Origin of the sequence: Enterococcus sp. NBRC 3427 (genome assembly GCF_007996925.1) — a bacterium.
Classification (GTDB): Bacteria; Bacillota; Bacilli; order Lactobacillales; family Enterococcaceae; genus Enterococcus_B; species Enterococcus_B lactis.
Genome location: NZ_BJLL01000003.1, coordinates 26945 through 53259 on the forward strand (window position 1 = coordinate 26945; position 26315 = coordinate 53259).

24 protein-coding genes and 2 pseudogenes are annotated in these 26315 nt (G+C 39.3%); 1 reads left to right on the plus strand and 25 read right to left on the minus strand.

Annotated elements, in window-relative coordinates; translation table 11 throughout:
• The first annotated feature begins 143 nt into the window (after positions 1–143).
• Positions 144–1850, plus strand: coding sequence for a fibronectin-binding protein EfbA (gene efbA, locus ESP02_RS01185; RefSeq protein ID WP_002372452.1), 1707 nt, complete (start codon positions 144–146; stop codon positions 1848–1850).
• A 181-nt stretch (positions 1851–2031) separates the two neighbouring features.
• Here the strand turns inward: efbA and ESP02_RS01190 are convergent, their stop codons facing one another.
• The 25 genes and pseudogenes from ESP02_RS01190 to ESP02_RS01305 all read right to left on the minus strand — a co-directional run bounded on the left by ESP02_RS01190 (position 2032) and on the right by ESP02_RS01305 (position 26307).
• Positions 2032–2934: a LysR family transcriptional regulator gene (locus tag ESP02_RS01190; RefSeq protein WP_002372451.1), complete on the minus strand. Its 903-nt coding sequence runs from the start codon at positions 2932–2934 to the stop codon at positions 2032–2034.
• Positions 2931–3623 carry a carbonic anhydrase family protein gene (locus ESP02_RS01195; RefSeq protein ID WP_002372449.1) on the minus strand — a complete coding sequence of 231 codons (693 nt, stop codon included), beginning with the start codon at positions 3621–3623 and terminating at the stop codon, positions 2931–2933. The genes ESP02_RS01190 and ESP02_RS01195 overlap by 4 nt, the downstream gene beginning before the upstream one ends.
• Before the next feature lie 42 nt (positions 3624–3665).
• A complete protein-coding gene (locus ESP02_RS01200) occupies positions 3666–4307 on the minus strand; it encodes a YfbR-like 5'-deoxynucleotidase (protein ID WP_002288886.1) in 642 nt (213 codons plus the stop codon).
• Positions 4308–4344: 37 nt separating this feature from the next.
• Positions 4345–4601: pseudogene (locus ESP02_RS13565) on the minus strand (hypothetical protein).
• A gap of 97 nt (positions 4602–4698) precedes the next feature.
• Entirely contained in the window at positions 4699–5334 is a 636-nt protein-coding gene (locus tag ESP02_RS01210) for an HAD family phosphatase (RefSeq protein WP_025478251.1), read from the minus strand.
• A gap of 11 nt (positions 5335–5345) precedes the next feature.
• The gene (locus ESP02_RS01215; protein WP_038399222.1) at positions 5346–8075 is read right to left on the minus strand and encodes a sigma 54-interacting transcriptional regulator; all 2730 of its coding nucleotides are present in this window, start codon (positions 8073–8075) and stop codon (positions 5346–5348) included.
• Positions 8076–8180: 105 nt separating this feature from the next.
• Positions 8181–9158, minus strand: a complete 978-nt coding sequence (locus ESP02_RS01220) for an SIS domain-containing protein (RefSeq protein ID WP_002372440.1) — start codon at positions 9156–9158, stop codon at positions 8181–8183.
• Between the two features lie 52 nt (positions 9159–9210).
• On the minus strand, positions 9211–10023 hold the full coding sequence (locus ESP02_RS01225) for a PTS system mannose/fructose/sorbose family transporter subunit IID (protein ID WP_002372439.1): 813 nt from the start codon (positions 10021–10023) through the stop codon (positions 9211–9213).
• 14 nt (positions 10024–10037) lie between these two features.
• Entirely contained in the window at positions 10038–10817 is a 780-nt protein-coding gene (locus ESP02_RS01230; protein WP_002313784.1) for a PTS sugar transporter subunit IIC, read from the minus strand.
• A 19-nt stretch (positions 10818–10836) separates the two neighbouring features.
• Positions 10837–11307: a PTS sugar transporter subunit IIB gene (locus tag ESP02_RS01235; protein WP_002372438.1), complete on the minus strand. Its 471-nt coding sequence runs from the start codon at positions 11305–11307 to the stop codon at positions 10837–10839.
• Positions 11304–11720 (minus strand): PTS sugar transporter subunit IIA, encoded by a 417-nt coding sequence (locus tag ESP02_RS01240; RefSeq protein WP_002324822.1) that lies wholly within the window; start codon positions 11718–11720, stop codon positions 11304–11306. The genes ESP02_RS01235 and ESP02_RS01240 overlap by 4 nt, the downstream gene beginning before the upstream one ends.
• A gap of 449 nt (positions 11721–12169) precedes the next feature.
• Positions 12170–12799, minus strand: coding sequence for an orotate phosphoribosyltransferase (pyrE, locus tag ESP02_RS13410; protein WP_029682485.1), 630 nt, complete (start codon positions 12797–12799; stop codon positions 12170–12172).
• Between the two features lie 9 nt (positions 12800–12808).
• A pseudogene (gene pyrF, locus ESP02_RS13415) lies at positions 12809–13522 on the minus strand (orotidine-5'-phosphate decarboxylase); the annotation flags it as partial.
• On the minus strand, positions 13519–14451 hold the full coding sequence (locus ESP02_RS01250; RefSeq protein ID WP_038398906.1) for a dihydroorotate dehydrogenase: 933 nt from the start codon (positions 14449–14451) through the stop codon (positions 13519–13521). The pseudogene pyrF and the gene ESP02_RS01250, both read right to left, overlap by 4 nt.
• Positions 14448–15224: a dihydroorotate dehydrogenase electron transfer subunit gene (locus ESP02_RS01255; protein ID WP_002372434.1), complete on the minus strand. Its 777-nt coding sequence runs from the start codon at positions 15222–15224 to the stop codon at positions 14448–14450. The genes ESP02_RS01250 and ESP02_RS01255 overlap by 4 nt, the downstream gene beginning before the upstream one ends.
• A gap of 53 nt (positions 15225–15277) precedes the next feature.
• Complete coding sequence (gene carB, locus ESP02_RS01260) at positions 15278–18463, minus strand: carbamoyl-phosphate synthase large subunit (protein ID WP_038398904.1); 3186 nt, start codon at positions 18461–18463, stop codon at positions 15278–15280.
• Between the two features lie 4 nt (positions 18464–18467).
• Positions 18468–19544 carry a carbamoyl phosphate synthase small subunit gene (locus tag ESP02_RS01265; protein ID WP_002345088.1) on the minus strand — a complete coding sequence of 359 codons (1077 nt, stop codon included), beginning with the start codon at positions 19542–19544 and terminating at the stop codon, positions 18468–18470.
• Between the two features lie 4 nt (positions 19545–19548).
• Positions 19549–20829 (minus strand): dihydroorotase, encoded by a 1281-nt coding sequence (locus ESP02_RS01270; RefSeq protein ID WP_002372430.1) that lies wholly within the window; start codon positions 20827–20829, stop codon positions 19549–19551.
• 18 nt (positions 20830–20847) lie between these two features.
• Positions 20848–21774, minus strand: coding sequence for an aspartate carbamoyltransferase catalytic subunit (locus tag ESP02_RS01275; protein ID WP_002335694.1), 927 nt, complete (start codon positions 21772–21774; stop codon positions 20848–20850).
• A gap of 12 nt (positions 21775–21786) precedes the next feature.
• The gene (locus ESP02_RS01280) at positions 21787–23070 is read right to left on the minus strand and encodes a solute carrier family 23 protein (RefSeq protein WP_002315063.1); all 1284 of its coding nucleotides are present in this window, start codon (positions 23068–23070) and stop codon (positions 21787–21789) included.
• Between the two features lie 13 nt (positions 23071–23083).
• Positions 23084–23623, minus strand: coding sequence for a bifunctional pyr operon transcriptional regulator/uracil phosphoribosyltransferase PyrR (pyrR, locus tag ESP02_RS01285; protein WP_002295862.1), 540 nt, complete (start codon positions 23621–23623; stop codon positions 23084–23086).
• Positions 23624–23858: 235 nt separating this feature from the next.
• A complete protein-coding gene (locus ESP02_RS01290; RefSeq protein WP_002372427.1) occupies positions 23859–24770 on the minus strand; it encodes an RluA family pseudouridine synthase in 912 nt (303 codons plus the stop codon).
• A complete protein-coding gene (lspA, locus tag ESP02_RS01295; RefSeq protein ID WP_002309326.1) occupies positions 24767–25231 on the minus strand; it encodes a signal peptidase II in 465 nt (154 codons plus the stop codon). The genes ESP02_RS01290 and lspA overlap by 4 nt, the downstream gene beginning before the upstream one ends.
• Positions 25232–25235: 4 nt before the next feature.
• Positions 25236–25934 (minus strand): CBS domain-containing protein, encoded by a 699-nt coding sequence (locus tag ESP02_RS01300; RefSeq protein ID WP_002309327.1) that lies wholly within the window; start codon positions 25932–25934, stop codon positions 25236–25238.
• Entirely contained in the window at positions 25921–26307 is a 387-nt protein-coding gene (locus ESP02_RS01305) for a hypothetical protein (protein ID WP_002372426.1), read from the minus strand. Before ESP02_RS01305 ends, ESP02_RS01300 begins: the two co-directional genes overlap by 14 nt.
• Positions 26308–26315: the final 8 nt, after the last annotated feature.

Here is a 26315-nt window from a genome sequence, read left to right on the forward strand (position 1 = left end):
GGATTTCAACGATAGAAACACTGTTTTTTATGTAATTAGTCCAAGTTTTTTCTAGACTTTTGCTTCACTATTCGGACAAATTGGTTTTTCTTCTTTTTTTCGTTATAATGAACATACTTATGAAAAGAAATGAGGAATGAACCATGTCCTTTGATGGTGTATTTACCCATGCGATGGTCAACGAATTGCGTGAAACGTTACTATCTGGTCGGATCTCGAAAATCCATCAGCCTTATGAAAATGAAATCGTGCTGGTGATTCGTTCACGCGGCAAAAACCATCGATTATTATTATCTGCGCACCCTAGTTATGCTCGTGTACAGATTACCCAAATCGATTATCAGAATCCTGATAATCCACCTAACTTCGTGATGATGCTTCGAAAATATTTGGATGGTGCTATTTTAGAAAACATCGAACAAATCGAAAACGATCGAGTGATCCATTTTCACTTTGCTAAGCGCAACGAGTTGGGCGATCTACAGAATATCATATTGATCGTTGAATTAATGGGGCGTCATAGTACAATCGTCTTAGTTAATCAAGAAACTGGGAAAATATTGGACGCGATCAAACACATCGGAAGCTCTCAAAACACTTATCGTTCTTTGCTTCCCGGCGTAGAATACATTGCTCCGCCAAAACAAGAGGTCTTGAATCCATTTAGCTCCGATAAAGAAAAAATCTTTCAGCGACTTTCTCAAACTGAACTAGAACCAAAAGCAATCCAACATCAGTTTCAGGGAATCGGTTTCGATACTGCTCAAGAGCTGACCAAGAGATTGCTTGAACGTCCTAATGAAAAAATGGTTGTTTGGGACGAATTTTTCTCATCGATCATCAATCACCCAGTTCCTACTTTTTACGAAACGACAAATAAAGATTTCTTTACGCCAATTGTTTACCAAGTATTTTCCGAACAAGCATCTGCTGTGACAACTTATCCAACACTCAGTCAATTATTAGATAGCTATTATCATGAAAAAGCGGAGAAAGATCGAGCAAAACAACAAGGCGGAGAACTGATCCGAAAAATCGAAAATGAACTAAAACGAAATAAAAATAAATTGAAAAAACGTGAACAAACACTCAAAGAATCCGAAAACGCTGAGAATTACCGTAGGGATGGCGAACTACTTACTACCTTTCTGACACAAGTACCACGTGGCGCAAAAGAAGTTGTTTTACCTAATTATTATGAAGAAGATCGGCCAATCAAAATAGCATTAGATCCGGCACTGACGCCAAATCAAAATGCACAGAAATATTTCCATCGATACCAAAAGCTGAAGAACGCCGTTAAGTTGATTGGCGAACAAATCCAAGAAGCCAAAGATGAAATCCAATATCTTGAATCTGTCTTGTCTCAACTGGAAATTGCCGGTCCGATGGATATCGAAGCAATCAAAGAAGAATTGACTGCTGAGGGCTATTTGAAAAAGAAGACACAGAAAAAACAAAAGAAAAAGAAACCATCTCAGCCTGATCAATACTTTTCTTCTGACGGAACGCTCATTCTTGTTGGTAAAAACAATCTTCAAAATGACCAGCTGACAATGAAAACAGCTAAGAAAACCGACTATTGGCTTCATGCAAAAAATATCCCTGGTTCGCACGTCATCATCAAAAGTGATCAGCCTTCAGATGAAACAATTACCGAAGCTGCCGAGTTAGCTGCCTATTTTTCAAAATATCGATATTCTGCCCAAGTACCAGTTGATCTTGTACAGGTGAAGCATATCCGCAAGCCAAATGGTGCCAAACCTGGTTACGTCATTTATGAAAATCAGAAAACAGTCATCGTGACACCAGAAGAAGAGAAAATTATAGCTATGAAACAAAACGGGTAATGAATGTATTTTCTTAGAATCATATTTTCGTACTTTTTCATAAAAGCAATCAGTTATAGATTGCTTTCTATAAAAAGAGGGGTTGTGACAAAATTCGTGTCACAACCCCTTATTTCGAATAAACTGTTTTGTTTGGCTGTTCTTTCTACTTAATATCAGTCAGATGTTCCGTCTACTTTTCTTAATTCTGTTGGTCCAGTAACCGAGTAAGCTCTTTGATAAATCTTTGAGCGATTTCACTGAGCGGGCGCTTTGCCGAATAAATGATATAAAATTCATTTAGTTCGCCTTCTGCTAAAGGAATTAACCGCAAGTGCTCACGAATTCCTCCAATCACAATACCAGACCCTGAAGCGTACGCATCAGTTTCAAGAACGATATTCATCAAAGTCCCTCGGTCACTGGTATAGATCACTGTCTCTTGATCAGGAATCTCGATAAGGTCTTCATAAAAATACGGAAAATTATTTCCATCCTGTGTAAAACGAACTTGAGGATAAGATAACAATTCTTCTTTTGTGATCTCTGCGTGTGTAGCTAGCGGATGTCCATGCCTTAAAAAAATGTGTGTTTTAAATTTTCCAATGCTGCGGCCACTTAGTTCTCCTTGTTGCAAATATCTTCTGATACCAGCTTGATTATGCTCGTTCATATAAATAATGCCGATTTCACTGTGCTGCTCTTTGACTTCTTCGATTACTCTCGCCGTCGTCGTCTCCATGATCCGAAATTGTTTGATTTCATCTTTGAATTCCTCGAGTAGCTGTGCGGTCAAAGGACCTAAGAAATCATAATGCTGGGCAGCGATTGAAAAATTCTCTCTCTTTTCACTCGTTAGATAGTGACTTTCTAATGTATCAAGCTGAACCAAGATTTTTTCGGCACGATTTAAGAAGTCTTGTCCTTCTTCTGTTAAATATGCACCTCGATTCGTTCGAGTAAACAGCGTGATCCCTAACTCGGTCTCTAATTCTTTGATACCAGCTGAAAGACTTGGTTGTGAAACAAACATTTTCTTTGCAGCTTCTCTGAAACTACCATTGTTTGCCACAGCGACCACATATTTCATTTGTTGAATATTCATTGCTCAAACTCCTCAAAATAATAAATTTCTCTTCCATTCAAGGGTTGAATTGGTCGGTTGTTCGGCTGTGCATACTGCCCTTTGAAGGGTAGAAGAAACTCTTGGTTCAATTTTCCTACATGATCCATCACAAACCATTGGATTGGCCCGCTGGTAGGTGGAGTTGTCAATGAACCTACATAATGAAAATGGCTTTTTTTCTCTGGAAAGAAGACATCCGGATTTACCCAGTGTTCATGTTTTTCTAAATTCCATCTCTCTCCGTTTTCTTGATCATAAAACCAACCTTCCTGTTCCATTAACTGATACATGACTCCCACGACCAGATTCTCTTTTTTGCTGTTCATATGAACAAAATGAAACTCAATATCTTCCTGGTTCCCGTCGATGATATGTTCAGATGGTAAGTGGAAATGAATATCTGTCAAATAATAGCGTTCTTTCTTGAACTCTACATAACTGAGTTGATCAAAAGGTACTAAATGAATCGTATTTTTGAATTCCTTGTCAGTAAAGCGTTGCTTTTGATAATGAAACGAAAGTGTATCTCCTTTCGTTTTTATTTCTTCACCTTTTGTTAAATGAATAGGTGACTGCAACGGAAATTCCGCACCTCTCGCAAACCAATCACATAAATTCGCCCAATTTTCCGGACCTCTGTCTCCAGAATAGCCCCATTCGACATCCATATTCTTTTTCAACTATACTTCCCCCTGCATCTCATATCGTTTTTATTTTTCTTCTTTCTTTACAATCGTTGAGACGGTTTCTAAAAACGCCTCTTTTCCATAAAATTCCTGGTTCAATAGTTCCGGAAATATCTCTTTAAAGAAATACTGAACAGAAGGCCGATGTTCAAAACTTTTGATAGTAGTCACTGCCTCAATGAACATCTCCTTGTAAACTTTTTCTGGATTATTTTTGATGATTTCATCAAAAGACTCATAAAGAAGGTCAACCTTATCTGAAATGGCTAATAGTTCTCCTTCTACGGTTTCATCTTTTCCTTCGAACAACCGACGGCGATAAACTTCTTGGAACTCAGCTGGAATCTCTTGGTTGATGAATTCGTCCGTCATCTTTTCTTCAACTGTTTGCAGCATCCCTCTTAATTCTTTGCTTGCATATTTCACTGGTGTTTTGATATCACCGATGAAACGTTCGGTATAGTCATGATTCAATGATTTTTCATAGAGCAGTTTCCAATCGATTGGCTGCCCATTTGCTTCTTCAATATCTCCCAGAACTTGCGCAATAGATGCTACACGATACGAATGTGCTGCAACTGTATGCTCTGTATATTTAAAAAAACCAGGTGCCCTTGTGATCGTCTCTAAATTGTTCAATCCTAAAATAAATTCATTCAATCCCATAAAAGTTACCTCCCTTTGAGATTTCTTTTTCCGAATATCATATCATTAAATAACTGACATTCGCAACATTTCCGCTCTTTTCCATTTTCGCAACAGCCCGCTTACCAAAAAATAGAGAAAATCTCGATAGAATAGAGTCAGAGAAGAGATTATTCTCTTCTCTCTGCTAACCAGTCTTAGCAAAATAAATTTTGCAAAAGTCAAAAACTGATCACGATAGAAATTTCTTTTCATACCTGATGAAAAGATGCTTCTCGCAATCAGTTTTTGGATTGTTTTTATATTGATTGACAATCATTTTTTCTCTCAATCAATTAATTATATGATTAAGATTCTTGTTCAAAAATTTCACGAAGTTTCGGGGCATTTAAATCTTTTTCAGATAGTTGAATTAATCTATATCGTAAGTTTCGATTATTTTGATGATATCATTCAACTCATCAATCGCGATATCTGCTTGTGTCTGATCAAGGGGCAGATCTTGCTTTAATGCAATCGTATATAAATTAGCTGCTTTTGCTGATGCAATACCAACAGGAGAATCTTCTACTGCGATGCAATGTCTACGCTCCAATGCATTGACTGCGATTTGATAAATTTCTGGATGTGGTTTACTTTTAGATAGCTTTTCCCCTGAAATGACAAAATCGAAGTATGGTGCTAAAGCATTCTGTGTCAGCATTTTGTCGATTTCTCTTTGCGGAGAAGAAGAAGCAAGAGCAATTTTGATACTTTTCTTTTTTAAATAATCCAAGATGTCTTCCGCACCCTTTCGCAGTGCTATTTTAAAGTCAATAGGATGTTTTTCCCGGTACTTAAGGTATTCTTTTCTAAGATCAGCTCGTTGGTCTTTTTCTGAGACCAATACTTCCCAAATCCCATTTTCTGTCAGTCCAACGAAATCCAACTTATTCGTCGAACCTGGTAGGATGTTTTTTTCTTTGAAAAATTGCATACGTCGATCAAAATAAAAGTTTTCTGAGTCAATTAAGACACCATCCATATCAAAAATCATGCCTAAATTCACAAACCTTCCTCCTATCCATAAATAATTTCATGAATCAATCGTAATTCCAATGTGGAAATCTTGATAGTATACTCACTCTCTATCTCGAAAAAGGCACGATGAATCTGTTCCATTTCTGCACCTGCTTGAGTCGTATATTCCTCTATATCTTCTTGTTCATCCACACTTTCTTTCCTTAAAATTCGTTCAATCATACAGCAGCAATGCAGGTATAGTAAAAACAATTTACTATTAGATAGAGTAATCTCTAAGGTTTCTTCAGCTTCGGATACAGCACTTTGCACTAAACGCAACAGTTTAGTTGCGTCCAAAATCGTTAAATTCTCGATGATTTTATTAATTGAAAAGCTGAACATCAGCTGTTCTTTTAAATCTTTATCACGTATGTCAAAATAATCTTGTAGAATTGAAATGAACTTCTCAACATCTTCACCGTTAATTAAATGATCAAGACCAATATAAGGAACCTGTTCGATTTTGGGATCTTCTGTTCCTACAATCATCAATACTTCATATATCTGGAAAGGATCCTCATACATTTTATTTTTTTGCAATTTTTTGTAATCATACGGAATAATCGTCAATTCTTTGCAATGATTTTCTAAACAAGATTCCAAAATCTCCTGTATTTGAGTAGCTGAACCTATTCCAGTGTAACAGCAAGTTAAGATTGCCTGTGTTTTTTCTTTTTTTGGTAGAATTAGCTGTTTTTTTACTTTGTTTTCTATATCTATTTTTTGGCTGATTTCTGCGATAGACATTTGTCTTTGGATCAACTGCCCAATCTCCAATACAAGAGGCGTAGAGACATAATCGATAATCAGCAGTGGTCCACGTATTTTATCTGCTAGCTTTTTTCCGATTTCGTTCAACGACCCCATATCTACTAATAAAATCAACCCGGCGTCCGTTTGATGATCATTGATAAAGCGAATAACTTGTTCTTCTACTTTAGCTAACGTGATATTGATTGGCATATCATAAGCTTGAAAGATATTCTGCTTCAGCATCCGATTGCCTACGTTCGCCATACTGCTAGCAGTAGAATAACCATGAGCTAAAATGACACTCTTGATTTTCTTTTCTCCTAGCGTGATCTGCAGCCCATGAAAATAAAAGGAAATAAAAATCAAATCTTCCTCTTTAAAATCTTGATCTAATTGTCGAGAAATATGTCCTAGTACTTTTTTAGCATACCAATAAGAAGTATCTATGGAACTCGAAACCAATTCTAACAACTTGTCTTTGACACTTTGCCATTCATGGTTTTCTGCAATCATATCTGTGTTGTTTTTATGGTAGAGATACTGCGCTAGGGCAATCACACGATTACCATCTTGTTCCAATCCGTAGTTTTCATGCATCCATTCAAAAGTTTCTCGTATCTGATAGGTTAGTACAGAATAAAATGATTCTTCTTTCGAATAACTATCTTTAAAAATAAACTCGTCCATCAAATGATTGATTCGATTTACCGTATGATCAATAAAATCTTTGATCATTAATTCTTGCTTTTCAACTTTTTGATACATTTGCACTATTTTTTCAAATAACTGCCTGATCTGCCTGACTTCTGAAGATTCTAAAAAGACTTGATTAGCTGTATGTGGCAAATATTGGCGGTCTGGTAAAGCTTTGATTGTTTTTTTCAGCTGCTCTTTTAGCTGCATTGTATTTTCAGTTGGAAGATCCTTCAAACGAACTAGAATAGACAGACTATTTTGATTTTTGGCGTACGCACTACCGCAGACATATTTCACGATGTTCTTTATCTTCCCTACATTGCCTTCTAAGTCACTATTAAGCAAAAAGTCCACTAGTTGATAACTTACATCGATGCGTTTTGACAAAATATTCGCTTCATTGATAAAAAATGTGTCTATCAGTTGCATACGCTCTGATTGCGGGCGACGTTCATAATTCGGCAACATGACAATCACTGACAAACGGCGAATAAAGGTCGGCAAAAATGTTTGATAGACATTCTCAGTTGTTGCAAATATCATACGGACGTTTGCTTTATGTCTGATTGCATTGTCCCCCATCGGTGAAATTTCTCCTGTATCCATAAATGTAAAAAGCTTTTCTTGCCCTTCATCACTTAAGCGGTGTACCTCATCCAAAAATAATACGCCATTATCAGCTTTTTCTATCAATCCAATATGTTCTTTTTCCGCTCCAGTAAATGCTCCTTTGACATGGCCAAACAAAGCAGAAGACAAGAGTTCAGGATTGTTGAAATATTGGGCACAATTATAAGAGATAAACGGAGCATCTTTTGGGATGACCTTTTCTGCTACAGCATATTCATAGATTTTTTCTGCTAAAAATGTTTTTCCTGAACCGCTATTGCCTGATAAAAGAATAGGTAACCCATTCCCAGGATAAAGTACTGCTGTCTTTATTTGATCAACTACTTCTCTTAAGCTGCCATTTGCTCCAATCACCGTTTCTAATGCATTGGCTTTTTCTGCTGCAAATAAGTCTTCCCAAGTTTCATATTCAGATTCTCTGTGGAAAATGCCAAGTTCAGCTAAAGTTTCAACATGTAAAAAAGAGACGGGGTAACTCTTGACCTTGACCAATACTCCTTCTTTCATTCCTTGATTTAAGTAGAAACTTGTTGTACTGCGATTCAAACCGACATTTTCGCTAATTGATAAAGCTGAAAAATCTTCTGCATGATGCTCACTATAATTTTTTGTCAGCTCTTTTAAATATTTTTCTACTTTTTTATTCATGATCAACACCACCCAATTTACTCTTGCTCAATCAATTGTACGAGAATAAGAAACCCTTTTCAATGCAAGGGAAGAAAAGCCGAGGCACTTGGCCTCAGCTCTAATTTAATACTTTAGTTTCCACATATAACGACGCTTTGTCAGCGGATGCTGGCGTACTTCAGCTAATTCTTCTGCATAGACACGGAATACTGCTGTGATGACGAATGGATTGAAGTAATCAAGAACCTCTTTCGCAATGTGGGCTGACAGTCCCCAATCTAGAGCATCTACGATTTCTATTTTTGCATCGAAACGATTCAAAAAGGTCAGTGCTCGAGCATCCATTTGACGCGTACGACCATCATTCATCAATAAGATAAATGGTACGTCTTTGTCCGTGATTTCAAATGGACCATGGAAAAATTCACCAGAATGGAAAGTACCAGAGTGAATCCATTGCATCTCCATCATTAAACAATTAGAAGTGGAATACGCAACTTCATGAGTGGCTCCTGAACTCATAACATATATCACCTTTTCATTTTTGAAACGTTCGGCGAATTTTTTTGCTTGAAGACGTGCTCCCTTTGCGCTTTCTTGCGACAAATCATAAATTTTGTCGAAACCATCCATCATCTTGTCGTAGTCTTTATACCCTTCGATCTGATTTAGTAGTTCAACTGCAAGTTCTAAGCAGTAACCTGTTTTTTCTAGTTTTGCCGCGTAATCTTCTGTGAAACGATGATAAATCACATAGTCTGCATCTTTCGTTAACGGAGAATCTACGCTATGTGTTAAACTAATAACTGTGGCACCTTGTTCTTTCGCTACTGCGTTAGCTTGAACAGTTTCAGGAGTCGTACCTCCCAATGAAGCTGAAATAACTACAGTATGATCGTTGATCGAGCGAGGTGTCGCATAATTGAATTCATTTGCCGTAAAGTGGCTGATACGTAATTTGTTTGCGTTTTGTTCTAAAAAATATTTTGCTGGATATAGATCTGCTTTCGATGCACCACAGCCGACAAATACGATGGACTCCACCTCTTTGTTCGCGATGATTTCTTTGACGATATCTTTTGGACTTAATGTTGAATTCATGTTTGAATTCCTCCTCATACTATTTATTTTTAACCTAAATTAGGTTGGTCCCTTAATTAAAAATCCCGCATAAACTTAGTAAAACACCACCAGCGATACAAATAGTGAGCATCAAACCGGTCCGAACTTTCTTTTGCAACAACCAATACATAAAAAATGTCAGCCCTAAAGGAATCAACTGGGGCATGATATTATCTAAAACATCCTGTAAAACAAACGCCTTGCCGAATCTTAGCGGTGTGGTGATCCCAATCATGCTAGCAATCATAGCTCCAATGACCATCAAACCGATAATCGTACAAACATACATCACTTTATCCATCAGACCTTCTTGATACAGTTTCGCTAAATATTTATTCCCAGTATTATAACCAATTTTTCCGCCATAATATGTAACGAAAAAGGACGGAATGAAGGAGATGATGATGGCCAAGATAGGGCCTAAGATACTACCTTGCTGAGCGAGATTGATTCCAAAGCCAAAGGCCAAAACACGTATGGTTCCTTGGAAGAAAGAGTCTCCGATTCCTGACAAAGGTCCCATAAGCGAAGTCTTCAAAGCACTGATGGTTTCCGGATTGAAATTCTCTTGATCTTCGGCATATTGTTCTTCCATAGATGCTGCTAGTCCTAAAACGAATGAACTTGTTTGCGGCGTACAATTGTAGTAAGCCATGTGCCGCTCATAAGCATCGATTTTCTTTTGTTTGTCTTCTGGCTTGTCATAGATTTTATCCATGATTGGTGCGATACCATACATAAACCCCATATTCATTTGTCGTTCGTAATTCCACGAAGCTTGTATTGCCCACGAACGCCAGAAAAATTGCCAATACTTCCAACTATTTTGATCTTTCTTAGTCATAAAAAAACTCCTTTCTATAAATCATCTAAAGGATCAGGTTCGCTTACAGCTGTCCTATTATCTTTACCATTGAATTTGACTTGTGCCATCACAAAGGCCACAATGCAAGCAAAAGCTGCGATACCTGTGATGCTTAATCCGGAGTAAGCTGTGATTAGAAAACCAAGTAATAAAAACGGGATCATTTTTTTCGTCAACATCGTTTGTAACAACAAAGCAAAACCATATGCTGGTAAAATTTTGCTTGCTAAAGTCAGACCATTTGTCAACCATACTGGGATACTGCTCACGATATTTTTCACTAAATCTGTTCCAAAGTAAACAGCTAAAAAGATAGGGATAAAATACATCAGTGAATATAAGACCGTACCATAGATTATGTGGATCCGTCGTGCTCTGCTGAACTTTCCTTCATTGATTAAATTATCTGCCCAATGTGTCAGATTTGAGAGTACCGTCCGCATCAATATTCCAAGCATTTGTCCTAACACAGAGATTGGAATGGCAATAGTCAGAGCAGTTTCAGCATTGGAGCCAGATAGAATAGCAAAAGCTGTAGCAATAATGGACGCCATATTCATATCCGGTGGAGCTGCTGCTCCAATATTTACCAGACCAAGCGACATCAATTCCAGAGAAGCACCAACCAACAAACCTTTTTCCAAGTCACCTAATACTAACCCAACTAGCGTACTCACGATTAAAGGCCGTTCAAAATTCATCCTCCCTAGTAGTCTAGAGTCCAAGATGCACATGATTCCGACCAGACCTAAGGCAATCGATTGAAACAACATAACGTAAACTCCTTTCTTTTTAAATCATTGTATTCAAATCCTCTTTTTTGGAGGTTGGAACCTGTTGCATGAACTGTTTGATGCCCATTGATTTTAGTGCTTTCGCATCTTCTATCTCATTTTCAGTCAAGAAGATAGCATTACTGAATTGTTTTGATCCTTCTTTTTTTATGATGCCTCCGTAATTGATTTCCTTAACGTTTGAGTAATTTTCGCAAAACTGACGAACATCTTTGGTATTGCCAAAGATCATCATGATGTTTTCGCTCAATGCTTCTATTTTAGATATTTTTGTCAATGTATTTTCAACGGTAAGTATATTGAGTTTGATTCCTTGAGGTTTTGATAGTTCTAAAGACATTTTTTTAAATTCATCGTTGGCTGCTTCATCATTCACCACTATAAGTCGGTTGATTTGCAAAGATTTACTCCAAGAAAACACCACTTGTCCATGTAACAATCGGTGATCGATACGAATGAACTTGATCATAGATCATCTCCTCCTTCATTTGATTTTTTTAGTAATCGATTGCAATCAATCAATGACTGCCGACTTTCTTCAATAATCAATTCTAAATCTGCAGCAGCAATTGGGTTAACTTGCGTGGCGATTGAAATCACCAAGGGTAGATTCATTCCAGTGATCAATCGTATTGCTGGCTCTTTCTTTAACAGTCCTATCATTTCATTATTGACACTTCCTCCTAAGATATCTGTGAGAATAAATAGATTTTCTTTTCCTAATTTTGTAACTATACTTTGTATTTGTTGTTCTATCGGCTCATCTTCATCGCGATAAGCTGATAATGCATAAATATTAGTGGCAGGTCCCAAGATCATTTCAGCTGTTTGTTTTAGCCCTTGAGATAATGCGCCATGACTAGCTAGAATAATCGTATTCATTTTCATTTCCTCCTCGCTGACAATTTTATATAAAGCAAATACCGTGCCAACTTCTGTTCAGCCTGTAAAAGCTATAGTTACAACTATTTCCCAACACTTTTATCATTTACTGATAAGTGTTCAATCGATTTTGTAAAAGTGTTGGACTGCTTTTCTACATATATAAAACAAAGATAGCCCCTCGACTGTGGGATAGGAACACAGTTGAGGGGCTATTTTGACTCGTTGAAGTCGTTCATACTTTGTGTAATCAACGCTATTGAAGATCATGCATATGTATCTTATGGATATATTTCCTCATCAAAATCATCCATGCAGGATTATGAAAAAATAAGGATACAGTTTATGTAACTGTATCCCTAAAAAATATAACGGTGTAGAGAAATGGTAATTTAGAAATATTCAAAATAACATAGCTTTATTTCTTTAATTATCTATGTTTTTTGTACTTAAGACTGCCAATTTTCAGGATCTTTTTTCCATTCTTTTAGCAGAGTTAATTCTTGCTCATCGATATAACGATCTTCTAAAGCTACTTCGATCAATACAGAATAATTGGTCAACGTCATAAGAAGGATTTCGGCTTTTTCGAAATTTGCTTTTCCTTTTGGCAACTCATACGTAAAGATAGCTGCAACACCAAGTATATCCGCACCTTCTCTTTTTGCTGCTTCAGCTGCTTCCAAGACACTGCCTCCTGTAGAAATCAGATCCTCGATCACAACCATCTTCTGACCTTCAACTATACGCCCTTCGATTTGGTTACCTTTCCCATGATCTTTCGCCTTACTTCGAATATAGACCATTGGCAAGTCTAATATTTCCGCTACCCATGCAGCATGAGGGATTCCTGCCGTTGCAGTTCCAGCAATTACTTGTACTTCAGGGAAAGCTTCTTTGATTTTGCTTGCTAAGCCTTTTGCAATCTCTTTTCGGACTTTTGGATAACTCATCGTGATTCGGTTATCACAGTAAATGGGGCTTTTGATTCCACTTGCCCAAGTAAAAGGATCACTTGGATTTAAAAATACTGCTTCAATCTCTAATAGATCTTTTGCGATACTTTGTTCTACATTCATTTTAGGTTGGCTCCATTCTGTTTGAATCGTTCGGTATGCTTCATAAGGATCAGTTGCCTGTGTGATTGGTCGTCCCACAACGATGAAAGTTGAGCCAATCTCTCTTGCTTGAGAAGGTGTGACTACTCTTGTCTGATCTCCTGCGACTGTTCCTTCTGGTCTTATCCCTGGAGTTAAGCAAACAAATTCATCTCCCGCCGTTTCTTTGATTGCTTCTACTTCCCAAGCAGAAGAAACCACACCATCTAATCCTGCTTTTTTGGCACAGTTAGCGTAATGGATCACACTTTTTTCTAAAGGAACTTCGATTAGTTGGTCTGCATGCATCTCCTCTTCACTTGTAGAGGTAAGTTGAGTGATAGCTAGAAGTAGCGGACGTTTCCCACCTTCTGGCGTTCCTTCTTCTAATCCACGCATTGCCGCCTCCATCATGCGAATACCGCCAGCTGCATGAACACATGTGACATCAACACCAAGCTTTGCCAGTCCCCGCATTGCTTTTTCGACCGTATTCGGAATATCGTGAAGTTTCAGATCTAAAAACACATCGTGCCCAGCATCCTTTAGATAACGTACGATTTCAGGTCCTTCTTGGTAGAACAATTCCATTCCGATTTTCACAAACAATTTTTCTTCTTCTGGGAAAAAACGAAGAAAGTCTTCTACTTCTTGCCAAGTTGAAAAATCTAATGCAATGATTGGTCGTTGGTTTAGTTGGTTCATCGTTCACGTTCCTCTCTCACTTCTTTGATTAATCTTTCCAGTGACTCAATACCTAGTTCGCTCATTCGCACTGGGAGCTCTTTGATTAGTTTAGGACAGATATAGGGATCGGTGAAATTCGCAGTCCCTATAGCTACAGCGCTTGCTCCAGCCATAAACATCTCAAGAACATCGTCCACTGTCTGCACGCCGCCCATCCCAATGATTGGAAGACTGGATATACTTGCCACTTGATGAATCAAACGGATAGCGACAGGCTTGATTGCTGGTCCGGATAGTCCACCTGTTTGATTGGCTAAAATCGGTTTTCTTGTCTTAAGGTCAATCCGCATACCAAGTAGTGTATTGATCATTGTAAATCCATCTGCCCCTCCAGCTTCGATTGCCTGAGCGATTGGAACGATGTCTGTCACATTTGGGGATAGTTTGACATAGACAGGAACAGAAGCAACTTTCTTTACTGCTTGTGTTAATTGAAAAGCAACATCTGGATCTGTTCCAAAAGCAATTCCGCCATGCTTGACATTTGGACAGGAAATATTCAGCTCGATTGCTTTCACATTTGGTGCTTCGCCGATTTTGCTACAAACTTCTACATAGTCTTCTTCACAAGCACCAGCAACATTTGCGATGATAGGTAACTCATTGTACTCCTCTAATTCTGGAAGAAGTTTATTCATAACAACGTCTAGACCAGGATTTTGTAAACTAATCGCATTCAACATGCCAGATGGTGTTTCCGCCACTCTCGGTGTGGGATTGCCAAAGCGAGCATTTGGAGTCGTTGCCTTGACCATGATCGAACCAAGCTGATTCAAATCATAGTATTTTCCGTATTCTTTGCCAAAACCGAAACAGCCACTTGCTGGCATGATAGGATTTTTTAATTCTAGGCCAGGAAGTTTGACTGCTAAAGGATTCTCATTCATATAATTACCTCTCCTATTTTAAAAATCGGTCCTTCGTCACAAACTTTCACACTTTTTGTTCCTGTTTCATCTTCCGGCGTATGACAAACGCAAGCATAGCAAGCCCCTATCCCACATGCCATGCGGGATTCTAATGATAACTGGACATTTTGATGCGAAGAAAACAACTGTTCCACTGTCTTCAATAACCCGTTTGAACCACATGCAAAAACAGCTGTAGGTTTCGTCTTCGTTCCTAATAATAAATTACCGACATTTCCGTGCATACCGTATGTTCCATCGTCAGTAGCGATTCTTGTTTCTCCTAGACGATTAAATTCTTTTTCATAATAAACGACTTCATGTGTGGCAAAACCTAAAAAGTGCGTTGGCTTGATCCCTTTTTTGACTAACTGCTTTGATAACTCATACAGAGGAGGGACACCGATTCCCCCACCGATTATAAATACTTCGTCTCCTGTATGAAGATCAGATAAATCAAAGCCATTACCTAAAGGGCCCATAACATCTAAATAGTCTCCGGCAGAAAGAGTAGAGAAAACACTAGTCCCATCACCTTCCACCCGATAGATAATACGGCAAGTATTTGTCTCGTGATCGATATGATTCAAGCTAATCGGTCGGCGTAGCAGCAAGTCTGCACGCGGCACGAGGATATGCAAAAACTGTCCTGGTTGCTGCATTTCTTTTACTAGATCACCTTTTAATGTCATTTCAAAAATCTTTGGTGCCAGCTGTTTTTGCTGAACGATTTCCATCATTTCTTGTTTCATCTGTCCCCTCCTGTAACGGATTTTCTTCTTTCGGTCTTAACATGTGTACACCGTTAAATAGGGTTGGTTGAAAATGCACGGGATTCCATCACTCGAACGATCGCATCTGCTGTGTCTAAAGAAGTAAACAACGGAATACCATGTTCAACTGCTTCTCTTCGGATAATGAAGCCGTCTTTAGAAGCATTTCCCCGATCTTTATCAATCGTATTGACAACCACTTGTGTTTTACCATCTCGTATCAAGTCGACTACATTTTTTTCTGCTGCTTCCTCAGAAATTTTCGCAACTGTTTCAACGACCAAACCATGTTTCTCGAAATAGGCAGCTGTATGTTTCGTTCCTATCAGACTATAGCCGATTTCTGTAAAACGTTTAGCCAACTCTAGTGCTTCTTCTTTTGTTTCATCCGCAATCGTAAACAATACGGCTCCATATTCAGGCAAGTGTAATCCAGAAGCTTCGAATGCCTTGTACAAAGCTTTGTCTAATTGTCTGTCAGATCCCATTACTTCTCCAGTCGATTTCATTTCAGGTCCTAAGTAAGTATCGACTTTCTGCAATTTAGTAAAAGAAAAGACGGGCGCTTTAACATGAACTTCTTTTGTTTCCTTATAAAGTCCGTTTTCATAACCAAGTGCCTTTAATTTTTCTCCCAAAATAGCTTTCGTCGCAATTTGTGCCATTGGAATTCCTGTCACCTTACTTAAGAATGGAACAGTCCGACTTGCTCGAGGATTGACTTCGATCACATAAACCTCATTTTCATGGATGACAAACTGGATATTCATCATCCCGACACAATTCAAACCTAATGTTAAACGGATCGTGTAGTCTTCGATCGTTTTCTTGATCGATTCAGATAATGTTTGAGGTGGATACACAGCCATTGAATCCCCTGAATGGACACCAGCACGCTCAATATGCTCCATGATCCCTGGGATGAGTACTGTTTCACCGTCACAAATCGCATCCACTTCGCATTCACCACCAAGCAAATAGCGGTCCACTAGTACTGGATGTTCTGGAGAAGCTTTCACAGCATGTTCCATGTAGTCTTCTAAATCTCTCTGATTTTCAACGATTTCCATCGCACGTCCGCCTAATACATAGCTTGGACGAACAAGAACTGGATAACCAATTCTCGAAGCGATAACCACGGCTTCTTCTTTACTTGTAGCAGTATCCCCTAAAGGTTGAGGAATATCCAACTCTTTCAGCGCTTGCTCGAATAAATCACGATTTTCCGCACGATCCAAGTCTTCGATCGTTGTCCCTAAGATTTTTACACCAGCAGCAGTCAAAGGTTCGGCTAAGTTGATTGCTGTCTGACCACCGAATTGAACGATTACTCCTATCGGCTGTTCTAGCTCGATCACATTCATCACATCTTCGAAGGTCAATGGCTCAAAATATAATTTATCCGAAATAGAAAAGTCAGTAGAAACTGTTTCCGGATTGCTGTTCATGATGATTGCCTCGTATCCTGCCTGCTGGATTGCTTTGACAGAATGCACAGTCGCATAGTCAAATTCAACCCCTTGTCCGATACGGATAGGACCAGATCCCAGTACTAGAACTGAGGGCTTTTCTGATCGTGAACTTTCATTTTCATATTCATAGGAACTATAAAAATAAGGTGTTTTTGATTCGAATTCCGCTGCACAAGTGTCAACCATTTTATATACAGGAATCAAATCATTTTCTTTTCTCATCTGGCGAACGGCTTCTTCGCTTATTTCCCACAGCTCCGCCACTTTTTTGTCTGTAAAACCATTTTGTTTCGCTGTTTTCAATATCTTGTCATCCAACGGCTGCTGTTTCAACTGCTGTTCGATTTCTACGATATACAACAGTTTATCTAAAAAGAATAAATCGATTTTTGTCAAATCTGCCAATTCTTCTATGGTGTACCCTCGTCTAATAGCTTCAGCTACATAAAACAGGCGATCATCTTGTGCTCGAACCACTTTTTGGATTAGGTTATCGTCTGTGATGTCTGCCAACTCAGGAAGTTCGATATGGTGTGTACCGATTTCTAAAGAACGCACAGCTTTCAATAAAGACTCTTCGATATTCCGACCGATAGCCATCACTTCACCAGTTGCTTTCATCTGCGTGCCTAAAAGCCGTTCTCCGTTTTCAAACTTATCAAACGGCCAGCGAGGAATTTTAGCTACAACATAATCTAATGCAGGTTCAAATTCTGCAAAAGTCGTTCCTGTGACAGGATTTTTCATTTCGTCTAATGTTAATCCAAGCGCTATTTTAGCAGCTAGCTTAGCAATCGGATAGCCAGTCGCCTTACTTGCTAACGCAGATGAACGAGAAACACGCGGATTGACTTCAATCACATAATAATTAAAACTATGCGGATCAAGAGCAAGTTGGACGTTACAGCCTCCTTCAATCTTAAGTGCGCGAATAATCGAAAGAGAAGCATCACGAAGCATTTGATATTCATGGTCAGACAATGTCTGGCTAGGAGCAAATACGATAGAATCACCTGTATGGATACCCACTGGGTCAAAATTTTCCATATTGCAGACAACGATTGCATTATCAGCCGAATCTCTCATCACTTCATATTCAATTTCTTTAAAACCCGCAATACTTCGTTCAATCAAACATTGGGTAGCCGGGGAAAGACTTAATCCATTTTCTGATACTGTCCGTAACTCTTCTTCATTTTCACACATGCCTCCACCAGTCCCGCCTAAAGTAAAGGCTGGACGAACAATGACGGGATAGCCGATTTTATTTGCAAACGCTACAGCTTCTTCTACTGTATTGACGATTTCAGACTCGGGGATCGGCTGATTCAATTCTTTCATCAACTGTTTGAATAGATCACGGTCTTCTGCTTGATCGATCGCAGAAAGCTTCGTTCCTAGAAGTTCTATGTTCAATTCTTCTAAAATACCAGATGCTGCCAGCTCCATTGCCATATTGAGGCCTGTCTGTCCGCCTAAAGTTGGAAGGAGAGCATCTGGACGCTCTTTTCGAAGAATCCTTGATACAAATTCAAGTGTGATCGGTTCGATATATACTTGATCTGCCACTTCTTTGTCCGTCATGATCGTCGCAGGATTAGAATTTACTAAAACTACTTCATATCCTTCTTCTTTTAAGGCAAGACAAGCTTGTGTTCCTGCGTAGTCAAATTCTGCGGCTTGACCAATGATGATCGGACCAGATCCAATCACCATAATTTTCTTGATATCTGTACGTTTCGGCATCTGTTTACTGCTCCTTTCCTGCATCCATCATTTCCATAAATTCATCAAATAAATGTAGTGCATCGTGCGGACCAGGGGCAGCATCTGGATGAAACTGCACACTGAAAGCGGGATAATCTCTGTGTTTGACTCCTTCTACTGTTCCGTCATTTACTTCTACATGAGTTACGATGAGTTTTTCTGGATCAATCGTGGCTTCATCGACTGCATAGCCATGATTTTGAGAAGTAAAATCAATTCTTCCGGTCGCTACTTCTCGTACCGGATGATTTAATCCTCGATGTCCGAATTTCATTTTATAGGTATCTGCACCGTTGGCTAAAGCAAATAACTGGTGACCAAGACAAATACCAAAAATCGGTACTTTTCCTTGAATTTTTTTGATCATTTCGATTGCTTCTGGCACATCTTTTGGATCACCAGGTCCATTCGTCAGCATGACTCCGTCTGGTGATAGCGCTAAAATCGTCTCGGCATCTGTGTTATAGGGAAGTACTGTGAGGTTACAGTTTCTTTTACTCAATTCTCGTAAAATACTATGTTTCAAGCCGAAGTCAATGACGATGACTTTCCGTCCTGTTCCTGGACTTGGATAGGGTTTGTTAGTGGAGACTTGCTGCACTTGATTGGTTGCTAGAACGGTTGCTTTCAGCTGATCAAATGCATGTTCGAAGGAATCTCCAGCATCAACGATACTTGCTTTCATCGTTCCGACTTCACGGATTTTACGAGTAAGGGCGCGCGTATCGATACCTGATATTCCAGGAATCCCTTTTTGTTTCAAAAATGAATCTAGCGTCATTTGGTTTCGCCAGTTTGAAGCTACACGCGCGTGCTCTTTTACTACTACTCCTTTGCATGTTGGAGAAATCGATTCATAATCATCTCTATTTACCCCATAATTGCCTACCATAGGATAGGTAAATGTAATTATTTGACCGTTGAAACTTTGATCGGTGATGGTTTCTTGATAACCAGTCATACTTGTTGTAAAAACGATTTCTCCGAAGACATTTGCATCCGCGCCAAAAGCTTTTCCTTCGAAAACTGTTCCATCTTCTAATATAAGCAAACGTTCCATACTTTTATTCTCCCTTCTGCCACACAAGTTTTCCGTTGACAAAAGTCATTTGTGTTTCACCTTTTACTTTCCAGCCGATAAAAGGTGTATTTTCCCCTTTTGATAAAAAGTCTTCTTTATCGATCGTGCAAGTTTTTGTAATATCAAAAATTGCTACATCGGCGGGTGCACCGACTGTCAGTGTTCCTGCATTCAAACCAAAAATCTCGGCCGGTTTAACTGCCAACCAATTGATTACTTGTTCCAATGTGAATTGTCCAGTTTCTACAAAATGAGTGTAAATCAGTTGAAATGCTGTTTCGCTTCCTACGATGCCAAATGGTGATTTCATGAAGCTTTGGCTTTTTTCTTCTAATCCATGTGGGGCATGATCTGTAGCGATACAATCGATTGTGCCGTCAAGCAAACCTTCGATCAAGGCTTCCCTGTCCTCCCGTCCTCTTAGCGGTGGGTTCATTTTCCAAAAGCCGAAATCTTCGGGAATATCTTCATCGATCAAAATAAGATGATGGGGCGAAACTTCCGCTGTTACGTGGATTCCTGCTTTTTTTGCGTCTCTGATTACTCGGACACTCTCTTTAGTAGATACGTGGCACACATGGTAATGAACACCAGTTGCTTCAGCTAGCAACAAATCTCTGGCGATTTGAGAAGACTCGGTTACACTTAAGATCCCGGGAAGACCAAGTTCTTCTGCCTTCTTGCCGGCGTGCATAACACCGCCAAATAATAAAGATTCATCTTCTGTATGGGCTACTAGTGCTTTATTGTTTTTCGCAGCTTCTTTCATAGCCAGATACATCGTTCCAGCCGTTTGAACACCTACACCGTCATTTGTGAAAGCAAAAGAACCTTCTTCAATCAGTGCTTCTTGATCAACTAATTTCTCACTTCGCAGATTTTCTGTGATTGGCGCATACTGTAATACCTTCACAACTGCATCTTTTCTAATGATGTCATATACTTGTTTCAGCTTTTCTGCCGTATCAGGTACAGGATTTAAATTCGGCATCGCGCATACAGTAGTAAAACCACCACGTGCAGCTGAGCGAGTTCCAGCTTCGATCGTCTCCTTGTATGTAAATCCTGGCTCTCTCAAATGGACATGGACGTCCACTAAACCAGGTGTGATCAATTGTCCCTTTGCATCAAACACTTCATCAAATTCGGCTTCTGAGAATCCTGTACCGATTGCTTTGATTCGCCCATCTTCTATCCAAATTTCTGCTGGTATCGTCATATTTTTTCGTGTATTGATCTGACCGTTTTTAATGAGTGTTTTCATTTTTTCATCCTCCTATAATTACGCTTTTCCATTTAGCACTGCTTCTAAGATTGCCATTCTGACAAAGACACCATTGCTCATTTGTTGAACGATTCGTGACTGTAATCCTTCCACTAATGAATCAGCTAATTCCACATCGCGGTTAACTGGTGCTGGGTGCATAATGATTGCATGTTTTTGCAGCTTCTTCGCACGTTCAACTGTTAAACCATATTCCTGATGGTAGCCTTCTTTTGAGAAGCTTTCTTTTCCATCATGGCGTTCGTGTTGCACTCGAAGCATCATCATGACATCAACTTGATCTAGTAGTTCGTCCAATGGCATATAATGTCCGTATACTTCGAACTCCTCATCGTACCATTCTCTAGGACCTGAGAAGAATACTTGTGCACCTAAGCGTTTTAACATCTGCATATTGGATTTCGCTACCCGAGAGTGAGTGATGTCCCCTACAATGGCAACTTTCAGTCCTTCAAAGTGTCCAAATTCTTCATAAATCGTCATCAAATCAAGCAAGCATTGGGTTGGATGCTGTCCGCTTCCGTCTCCCCCATTAATAATCGAGCACTGGATGGTTTTGCTTTGTATCAGTTCGTCATAATAGTTCTCATCACCATGACGGATGACCGCTACGTCTACACCTAATGCAGACATCGTCAGTACTGTATCGTATAACGTTTCTCCTTTTTGGACAGAGCTTGTACTTGCTTCAAATTCAATCACTTCGAGCCCTAGTTTTTTCTCCGCTACGTCAAAACTTTTATGTGTGCGGGTGCTATTTTCGAAAAAGAGGTTTGTAGCAAAGTACTGGCGCTTTTGCGGAGTCCAATTAGCCCCTTGCTTGAATTCTTGCCCTCTGCGAATCAAGCCCATAACTTCTTGGTCAGTAAGTGCCTCAACGGTCAATAAATGCTTTAAACTGATACGTTCTGATTTGATGATCATAATGTTTCCTCCTTAGTTTTCTTCGCTTCGTGAAGTTTCTGGTAAGATAAGATTTAAAATGATGCCAAGTACAGTTGCTAACGCCATTGCCGACAATGTAAATGTGCCTACTTCAAAGACAAGTCCGCCAATTCCTACTACTAGGATAACTGAAGCAATCAACAGATTTTTCTTTTTGTCAAAATCGATTTTGTTCTCGATCAAAATCTTCATTCCACTTGCTGCAATGACACCAAACAAGATAAAACTGATTCCTGAGATGACTGGTCCAGGAATACTTAAAATCAAAGCGCTTAATTTTCCTACGAATCCCAAAACGACTGCAAAAACTGCAGCTCCCCCAATTACAAACACGCTATGGACGCGTGTGATAGCCAGAACACCAATGTTTTCGCCGTAACTTGTTACAGGAGGTCCACCAACGAAGGCTGCTACGATTTGTGCTAAGCCATCACCTGTCAACGTCTTATGAAGACCCGGTTCTTCAAAGAAATTACGTTTAGTTAGTTTATTCAATACCATAAGATGGCCGATATGCTCTGTCATCGTCACAAAAGCGATGGGTGCCATTGTTGTGATTGCTCCAAGATATAGCTTTGGTTCATATTGTACAAAGGGAATCTCAAAGTTAGGAACAGCAAACCAGGCAGCGTCTACGATTGGCTTAGTATCCACGATTCCAAACAGCAAGGCTACGATGTACCCGCTAATAATACCTAGTAAAATCGGAATCAATCCGAGAAAACCTCTTAGCCACATGTTGAAGAAGATGGTCAATCCTAATGTGATCAGTGCTACGGCAATATACTTGAAATCATATGTGCCTTGATTATACATAGCATTTGTTGCTGCATTTGCCGCAAGTCCCAACCCGATAACCATGATGACTGGGCCGACGACGATCGGAGGCAAGATTTTATCCAGCCATGCTGAACCGATCTTTTTGATAATCAGCGCAACAATCAAGTAGACTAATCCAGTTGTGACTGCTCCTTGTGCAATCGCTGGATAACCATCTGTTTTCATCAAAAGCTGCATCGCCGCAATGAAAGCGAAGCTGCTTCCTAAGTACGCCGGTATCTTTCCTTTAGTAGTAAATAAGTACACCAATGTCCCTAGTCCTGAACTGACTAGCGCGATGCCTGGATCGATCCCTACTAAGATAGGTACTAACACGGTTGCTCCGAACATCGTGAACAAGTGTTGTAAACTTAATCCAACCCAATGTCCTGGGGTTGGGCGATCGTGGATATCTAACACCACGTCATCATTATGAAATCCTTTTTTCTCCGACATGTTTCTCTCTCCTCTAATCTTCCTCTTTCAAAATCATGATGCGATCTTGTCCATCAAGCTCTTGCATCTCTACTAAAATCTCTTCCGCCCGAGATGTTGGAATGTTCTTCCCAACATAATCTGCACGGATTGGCAATTCTCGATGCCCACGATCTACTAGGACTGCTAATGAAATTTTTCTTGGTCTGCCAAAATCCATTACTGCGTCCATTGCTGCTCGAATCGTTCGTCCTGTATACAAAACATCATCAATCAAAATAACTTCTTTTCCTTCTAAGGAAACTGGGATGTCAGAAGAATGAAGTTCCGGTTCTTCTGGATTTTCTTTTTTGTCATCTCGGTATAAAGTGATATCTAGTTCTCCCACAGGAATATCGATATCTTCTAGTTGCTTCAAACGTTCAGCGATTCTTGATGCAATGTAGATCCCTCGTGTTTTGATACCTACCAATACGATATCTTGGATACTATGGTTTCTCTCGATAATCTCATAAGTGATTCGAGTCAATGCTCGCTTCATCGTTACCTGATCTACTACTTCTTTTGCTTGCATTTTCATTCCCCCTACTTTTTTGCATAAAAAAACTCCTGCCCTAAGAGGACAGGAGGAATGTTTAGACTGAGCGTATACTGATACACTGATAGCTATACTATGTCAATGAGCAATTTACTTTATGGCGCACCATACGTATCCTTGCTCCCACCCTTCTTAGCCTCACGGGACTAAACTTAAAGGAATTCTATTAAGTTTTATGCTTTCGTTGTTAATTACTATACCGTTATCTAAATTAAAATGCAATGTTTTTTCTTAATTTTTCTAAAGTTTTTTCAAAAACTTCTGGAAGAGGTGCTTCAAAGACCATCTTTTCATTTGTAGTCGGGTGTGTAAAACCTAGCATTTGCGCATGAAGAAACTGACCATTGCCTTTCAAAGTTTTCTTCGGTCCATATACTGGATCTCCAGCTAACGGATAGCCGATATACTTCATATGCACGCGGATCTGATGTGTTCTTCCAGTTTCCAGTTTTAATTCAACCAGAGTAAAACCTTCAAAACGTTCCAACACAGTAAAATGCGTGACAGCTGGCTTCCCATCTTCTCTTATCGCCTGCATTTTTCGGTTTTCTTTCGAACGGCCGATTGGCGCATTGATCGTGCCTTTTTCGTGAGGAATCTCTCCATGGACTAAAGCAACATATTTACGTAAAGAAGTCTTATCTTTTAATTGCTCAGCTAATGATTCGTGTGCCTGGTCATTTTTAGCAACCATCAGCAGACCTGAAGTATCTTTGTCGATTCGGTGGACGATACCTGGTCGGATAACCCCGTTGATCGTAGAAAGATCCTTGATATGATACATCAGCGCATTGACCATTGTGCCATGCGTATGACCTGCTGAAGGATGAACGACCATTCCTTGGGGTTTATTGATTACCGCGACATCTTCATCTTCGTAAACGATGGTCAACGGGATGTTCTCTGGGACAACATCTAAGGTTTCTGGTTCAGGGATCAAGACAGTGATCTCGTCTCCTTGTTTTACTTTGTAATTTGCTTTGACTGGTTGTCCATTGACAGAAACCGCACGTTCTTTCAGCCACAATTGAATTTGCGAACGGCTGTAATCACTGAATAAATTAGTCAATACTTTATCGATCCTACCAGATTCATGGCGAATCGTTGTTTTAAGTTCTGTCATTTTTTTCTTTGATCCTTTTCATCTAAAATAATATAAATTAATATACAGATCACTCCGCATACAAGTGTCACATCTGCTACATTGAAAATTGGAAAGTTCATAAAGTCTGTTTGAAACATATCTACTACATAGCCAAGTCGGAGACGATCAATAAAGTTGCCAATCGCACCAGCTAGAATCAGGCTCAATCCAATCATGAACCAGCGATTACCTTTTTCACGATTTTTAATCATCAATGTGAGAATCACAACGACTGCAATGAGTGTCACTATAGTAAAGAACCACATCTTCCCTTCTAGCATACTCCATGCGGCTCCAGTGTTTCGAATATGATTCAGTGACAAAATACCTGGTATAAGACTTTTCGTCTCTCCAAGCGCTAAATTATCAGTGATCCACCATTTGACCAGCTGATCCACTCCCACTAGCAGAGCGCTGAATATCCAATAAATAATTAACAAAAAATCAATCCTTTTCTATTTGTTTATAAATATCGCGAGGTCGTATGATCCCAAGCAGATTACCATCGGGATTCCCATCTTTAGTGATAAGTACGGCTTCCAAAGTTCCTTGCTCGCGAAACATCGCTTCAACCTCGTAAATATGTGTTTTAGCTGGAACAAAATGATAATTTGTGTACTTCCCATTCTGGATAATCAAATCCAATGCTCGTTTATTTGTTAAATCAACAGGACCTTTTTGGCTTTCTTTTGCTAGCCAAAATCCGATATTCCGTAAAGTAATCAATGCTACAAATTTTCCTTTATTGTATAACGGAAACTGTGAATACCTTTTTTCTGCTACTATCTTTAACAGTTCAAGTAGCGGAAGATCTTGCTCAAAACCTGTTACACGTTTCGCAAATCGAGGTAGTACGGTTTCTGGGCGTATTAGTTCTTGTTCGATCAGCTGGATTCGCTTGACTGTCCAATCATTTGGTTCGGCAATGACAAAATCGACGGCGATTCGGTCATGGACGATCGCATTCCTCAACTGAGCAAGCTGTAAAAGATCATCTTCATATTTTCTGATCATCAATTGTTTTCTTTGAGCTAGGCGTCTGACAAGTTCGGTAAATCCCATGTTTCGTGCATTTCCCATCTCGTCTCTCATCCATTTTTCGATTCGATTGAAACTGATTAAAAAAAGATCAGAGTTTGCCATAATTTTCCTCCTTGATCAAATATGCCCGGTTTTTTATATAGAAAAAGAACGCAAACAACACGATAACTGCAAAAAAACTGAAAAATAGATTTTGTAGGAAAACGGCCCCCAACCCAGTTGCCAGAAATAAGAACGGGTAGATTTGAAGAATCAAACTATTCATTGTGATCACATAAACAGGCTTTGCTTCTTTCACTGTATAAACGGGGCTTTTTAGCCAATAAAAGGTGACCTGCATCGTAAAGGGCACTTCCAGATCAAGCGTTACCTTTTGTTCATGATTGAGAACACTGCGTTTTTCATTATTGATTCTTAATTGAATCGAGCTGCCCATACCGTAAAAACCGGTTTTTCTTATAAATGTCGTTTTCATCGTACCCT